The organism is Enterobacter sichuanensis (assembly GCF_002939185.1).
Taxonomy (GTDB): domain Bacteria; phylum Pseudomonadota; class Gammaproteobacteria; order Enterobacterales; family Enterobacteriaceae; genus Enterobacter; species Enterobacter sichuanensis.
Map to the genome: position 1 here is coordinate 1 of NZ_POVL01000099.1, position 5,722 is coordinate 5,722.

Here is a 5,722-nt window from a genome sequence, read left to right on the forward strand (position 1 = left end):
TTAGTTATTTGTAAGAAATGATAAAACACGTAAGGGACGCATTCGCGATTTCTCTCTTACGCGTTTCAGTGAATACAAACCTAAATTCAACTATGCATTTAGCCTTTTCTTTTTTATACCGGGTGATTTCCCGGCGACATCACGGGGTGCGGTCTTTCCGCATAAAAATAATAGTTGGTTATTCGGGATGGGAACAATGCATACATCCGAGTTGCTAAAACATATCTATGACATCAATTTGTCGTATTTACTGCTCGCGCAGCGTTTGATTAGTCAGGACAAAGCGTCCGCGATGTTTCGTCTGGGTATTAACGAAGAAATGGCAACCATGCTGGGTGGTTTAACCCTCCCACAGATGGTTAAACTGGCTGAAACGAATCAACTGGTTTGCCAGTTCCGTTTCGACGATGCGCAGACCATCACGCGTCTGACCCAGGAGTCCCGCGTTGACGATCTTCAGCAGATCCATACCGGTATTCTTCTTTCCACGCGCTTGCTTAACGAAATCAGCCAGCCTGATGACGTAGCCCGTAAGAAAAGGGCCTAGCAATGAGCGAGAAAAGCATTGTTCAGGAAGCGCGTGACATACAGCTGGCGATGGAGCTGATTACACTGGGTGCTCGTTTACAAATGCTTGAAAGCGAGACTCAGCTCAGCCGTGGTCGTCTCATCAAGCTGTACAAAGAGTTACGTGGTAGTCCCCCGCCAAAAGGCATGCTGCCGTTTTCTACCGACTGGTTTATGACATGGGAGCAGAATATTCACGCGTCCATGTTCTGTAATGCCTGGCAGTATCTTCTCAAAACCGGTTTGTGTAGCGGCGTAGATGCCGTGATCAAAGCGTACAAACTTTACCTTGAACAATGCCCACAGCAGGAAGAAGGCCCTCTGCTGGCGCTGACCCGCGCATGGACGCTGGTGCGTTTTGTTGAGAGCGGAATGCTTGAACTGTCGCGCTGCAACTGCTGCGATGGCAATTTTATTACCCATGCTCATCAGCCTGCAGGCAGCTTCGCCTGTAGTTTATGTCAGCCTCCATCCCGCGCAGTAAAAAGACGTAAACTTTCCCGGGATGCTGCCGATATTATTCCACAACTGCTGGATGAACAGATCGAACAAGCTGTTTAACCCGAACGTGTGGGAAAGATTCCAGCAGCGGTAAGCAATTACCGCTGCTTTTTTTTACCCCGCAAACGGTAAACGCTGCGAGCTGGACGTCCTTGCCATAGTCACTAGCGGAAGGATGATGTCGTGCTTATCTTATTAGGTTACCTGGTAGTTCTCGGTACAGTTTTCGGCGGTTACATGATGACCGGCGGGCACCTTGGAGCACTCTATCAACCGGCTGAACTTATTATCATCGGCGGTGCAGGGGTAGGGGCTTTTATCGTTGGTAACAACGGTAAATCGATCAAGGGGACGCTGAAAGCTATTCCATTGCTGTTCCGTCGTTCGAAATACACCAAAAGCATGTATATGGACCTGCTGGCACTGCTCTATCGCCTGATGGCGAAGTCGCGTCAGCAGGGGATGTTCTCGCTTGAACGGGATATCGAAAACCCGAAAGAGAGCGAAATTTTTGCCAGCTATCCGCGTATTCTTGCTGACGCCATGATGCTGGATTTCATCGTCGATTATTTGCGACTCATCATCAGCGGCAACATGAACACCTTCGAAATCGAAGCGCTGATGGATGAAGAGATTGAAACCCACGAAAGTGAATCTGAAGTACCGGCCAACAGCCTGGCGCTGGTGGGCGACTCCCTGCCGGCATTCGGTATCGTTGCTGCGGTCATGGGGGTGGTTCACGCCCTGGCGTCGGCAGACCGCCCGGCAGCCGAACTGGGTGCGCTGATTGCCCACGCGATGGTGGGCACCTTCCTCGGTATCTTGCTGGCGTACGGCTTTATCTCTCCGCTGGCCAGCGTCCTGCGCCAGAAGAGCGCGGAAACCACCAAAATGATGCAGTGTGTGAAGATCACGCTGCTCTCTAACCTCAACGGTTATGCGCCACCGATCGCGGTTGAATTTGGCCGTAAAACGCTTTATTCCAGCGAGCGTCCGTCGTTTATCGAGCTTGAAGAACACGTGCGTGCGGTGAAAAACCCAAACCAACAGACGACAACTGAGGACGCATGAAAAACCAGTCCCATCCGATCGTCATCGTAAAAAAACGCAAGCACAAGGGCGGGGGTCATGGCGCACACGGCTCCTGGAAAATCGCGTACGCTGACTTTATGACCGCAATGATGGCGTTCTTTCTGGTGATGTGGCTGATCTCCATCTCCAGTCCGAAAGAACTGATCCAGATTGCCGAATATTTCCGAACGCCGCTGGCGACGGCGGTGACCGGTGGGCCGCGTATCTCTAACAGCGAAAGCCCAATCCCCGGTGGGGGCGATGATTACACCCAGCAAAAGGGTGAGGTGAAAAAAGAGCCGAACATCGACGAGCTGAAAAGAAAGATGGAGCAGGCGCGGCTGAAGAAACTGCGTGGCGATCTCGATCAGCTGATTGAAGCGGATCCGAAGCTGCGCGCATTGCGCCCGCACCTGAAAATCGACCTGGTGCAGGAAGGGCTGCGTATTCAGATTATTGATAGCCAGAACCGCCCGATGTTCAAAACCGGGAGCGCGGAAGTTGAACCGTACATGCGCGATATTCTGCGCGCCATTGCTCCGGTGCTGAACGGCATTCCTAACCGCATCAGCCTGTCAGGACACACGGATGATTTCCCGTACGCCAGTGGGGAGAAGGGATACAGCAACTGGGAGCTTTCTGCCGATCGTGCCAACGCCTCGCGTCGCGAGCTGGTGGCCGGTGGGCTTGATGATGGCAAGGTACTGCGCGTGGTCGGCATGGCAGCAACCATGCGCGTTTCCGACCGCGGGCCGGATGACGCCATCAACCGTCGTATCAGTCTTTTAGTGCTGAACCAGCAGGCGGAGCAGGCCATCCTGCATGAAAACGCCGAAAGTCAGAATGAGTCACTGGACGATTTAAAACAGCCTGGGGCCGTTCCTTCGGCTGCCGTTCCAACATCGCCACCAGCCAATCCGAGGTGATAGCGTGAGCATGGATATTAGCGATTTTTACCAGACATTCTTTGATGAAGCCGACGAATTGTTGGCCGATATGGAGCAACACTTGCTCGATCTGGTGCCCGAAGCACCGGATTCCGAGCAGCTCAATGCCATCTTCCGTGCGGCGCATTCCATTAAAGGCGGAGCCGGAACGTTTGGATTTACCATCCTGCAGGAGACTACCCATTTAATGGAGAACCTGCTTGATGAAGCACGACGCGGTGAGATGCAGCTCAATACCGACATTATCAACCTGTTTTTGGAAACCAAAGATATTATGCAGGAACAGCTCGACGCCTATAAAAGTTCGGCAGAGCCTGATGCCGCCAGCTTTGAATACATCTGCAATGCGCTGCGCCAGCTCGCGCTCGAAGCGAAAGGTGAGGTTGCCGCAGCCGTGGTTCCGGCCGCAAAGCTGAGCGTTGTCGATGCGGTTGACGCACCGGCGTCTGCCCCTGCCGACGCACCGGCGGGCAAACTGCGCGTGGTGCTGTCACGCCTGAAAGAAAATGAAGTCAACCTGCTGGAAGAAGAGCTGGGTAACCTGGCGAAATTAAGCAACGTAGTAAAAGGCAAAGACAGCCTGGCTGCGACGCTGGATGACGGTATCAGTCAGGACGACATCGTGGCGGTGCTGTGCTTTGTGATTGAAGCCGACCAGATTGCCTTTGAAACCGAAACCGTCGCGGTTGAAGCCCCAGCTGCAACGGAAGAGGTGGCAGTCGTCCCTCAGGCGGCGGCCCCGGCTGTTGCGCCTGCGGCCCCGGCATTAAAAGCGGTGCCAAAAGAGACTGCCGCGCCGGGCCGTGGTGAAAAACCTGCCGCGCGCGCCAGCGAGTCAACCAGTATCCGCGTTGCGGTTGAGAAGGTCGATCAGCTGATTAACCTGGTGGGCGAGCTGGTCATCACGCAGTCGATGCTGGCGCAGCGTTCTAACGAACTGGACCCGGTCACGCACGGCGACCTGATTACCAGCATGGGTCAGCTGCAGCGTAACGCCCGCGATCTGCAGGAATCAGTGATGTCCATCCGTATGATGCCGATGGAATATGTCTTCAGCCGCTTCCCGCGTCTGGTCCGCGATCTGGCCAGCAAGCTGAATAAACAGATTGAACTGACCCTGATGGGTAGCTCAACGGAACTCGATAAGAGCCTGATCGAACGCATCATTGACCCGTTAACCCACCTGGTGCGTAACAGCCTCGACCACGGTATTGAACTGCCGGAAAACCGCATTGCTGCCGGGAAATCCCCGGTCGGGAATCTGATCCTCTCCGCAGAGCATCAGGGCGGGAACATCTGCATTGAAGTGACCGATGACGGCGCGGGCCTTAATCGCGAGCGCATTCTGGCAAAAGCGATTTCGCAGGGGATGGCGGTTAGCGAGAACATGACTGATGAAGAAGTGGGGATGCTGATCTTTGCCCCGGGCTTCTCTACCGCAGAGCAGGTGACCGACGTCTCCGGGCGCGGCGTCGGCATGGACGTGGTGAAACGTAACATCCAGGAGATGGGCGGCCACGTTGAGATCCAGTCTAAACAGGGTTCCGGCACCACCATTCGCATCCTGCTGCCGCTGACGCTGGCGATCCTGGACGGCATGTCAGTCAAAGTGGCGGACGAAGTCTTTATCCTGCCGCTGAACGCCGTAATGGAATCCCTGCAGCCGCGTGAGGAAGATCTGCATCCGCTGGCGGGCGGCGAGCGCGTTCTCGAAGTGCGCGGGGAGTATCTGCCGCTGGTGGAACTGTGGAAAGTATTTGAAGTGGACGGGGCGAAGACAGAGGCCACGCAGGGTATCGTTGTGATCCTGCAAAGTGCGGGCCGCCGCTACGCGCTGCTGGTTGATCAGCTGATTGGTCAGCACCAGGTGGTGGTGAAGAACCTCGAAAGCAACTACCGCAAAGTGCCGGGTATTTCTGCCGCCACCATTCTGGGTGATGGTAGCGTGGCGCTGATCGTCGATGTGTCGGCGCTTCAGGGATTAAATCGTGAACAACGTGTGGCGTACACAGCCGCCTGATTAAGTAGAAGGTAATAACATGACCGGTATGAGTAATGTAACGAAACTGGCGGGCGAGCCATCAGGGCAGGAATTCCTGGTATTCACTTTAGGCGATGAGGAGTACGGCATCGATATCCTGAAAGTGCAGGAAATCCGTGGTTATGATCAGGTTACCCGCATCGCTAACACGCCTGCTTTTATTAAAGGTGTTACCAACCTGCGCGGCGTGATTGTGCCTATCGTTGATCTGCGCGTGAAGTTCAGCCAGGGCGACGTTGACTACAACGACAACACCGTGGTGATTGTCCTGAACCTGGGGCAGCGCGTGGTGGGTATTGTGGTGGACGGCGTCTCTGATGTGCTCTCCCTGACGTCGGACCAAATCCGCCCTGCGCCGGAGTTTGCGGTCACGCTGTCGACCGAATATCTGACCGGTCTGGGTGCGCTGGGTGAGCGTATGCTGATTCTGGTCAATATTGAGAAGCTGCTGAACAGTGAAGAGATGGCGCTGCTGGATATCGCGGCGAACCATGTAGCGTAAGTTAATGCAAAACGGCAACCCAGGTTGCCGTTTTTTGTGTTTGCTCCCTCTCCCTTCGGGGTGAGGGAGCAAACACAAAATAATGTCTACTCC

Annotated in this window: 6 protein-coding genes; all 6 read left to right on the forward strand. The window is 54.5% G+C overall.

Going from position 1 to position 5,722, the window contains the following annotated elements; genetic code table 11:
• Positions 1–196: 196 nt before the first annotated feature.
• The 6 genes from flhD to cheW all read left to right on the forward strand — a co-directional run bounded on the left by flhD (position 197) and on the right by cheW (position 5,629).
• The gene (gene flhD, locus C5687_RS23325; protein WP_025760368.1) at positions 197–547 is read left to right on the forward strand and encodes a flagellar transcriptional regulator FlhD; all 351 of its coding nucleotides are present in this window, start codon (positions 197–199) and stop codon (positions 545–547) included.
• Positions 548–549: 2 nt separating this feature from the next.
• Positions 550–1,128: a flagellar transcriptional regulator FlhC gene (flhC, locus tag C5687_RS23330; RefSeq protein WP_013096051.1), complete on the forward strand. Its 579-nt coding sequence runs from the start codon at positions 550–552 to the stop codon at positions 1,126–1,128.
• Positions 1,129–1,251: 123 nt separating this feature from the next.
• Positions 1,252–2,139, forward strand: coding sequence for a flagellar motor stator protein MotA (motA, locus tag C5687_RS23335; RefSeq protein ID WP_008500417.1), 888 nt, complete (start codon positions 1,252–1,254; stop codon positions 2,137–2,139).
• On the forward strand, positions 2,136–3,065 hold the full coding sequence (gene motB, locus C5687_RS23340) for a flagellar motor protein MotB (protein ID WP_025760369.1): 930 nt from the start codon (positions 2,136–2,138) through the stop codon (positions 3,063–3,065). Before motA ends, motB begins: the two co-directional genes overlap by 4 nt.
• Positions 3,066–3,069: 4 nt before the next feature.
• Positions 3,070–5,106, forward strand: a complete 2,037-nt coding sequence (gene cheA / locus C5687_RS23345; RefSeq protein ID WP_104558132.1) for a chemotaxis protein CheA — start codon at positions 3,070–3,072, stop codon at positions 5,104–5,106.
• A gap of 19 nt (positions 5,107–5,125) precedes the next feature.
• A complete protein-coding gene (cheW, locus tag C5687_RS23350) occupies positions 5,126–5,629 on the forward strand; it encodes a chemotaxis protein CheW (RefSeq protein ID WP_014884351.1) in 504 nt (167 codons plus the stop codon).
• The last annotated feature ends 93 nt before the right edge of the window (positions 5,630–5,722 follow it).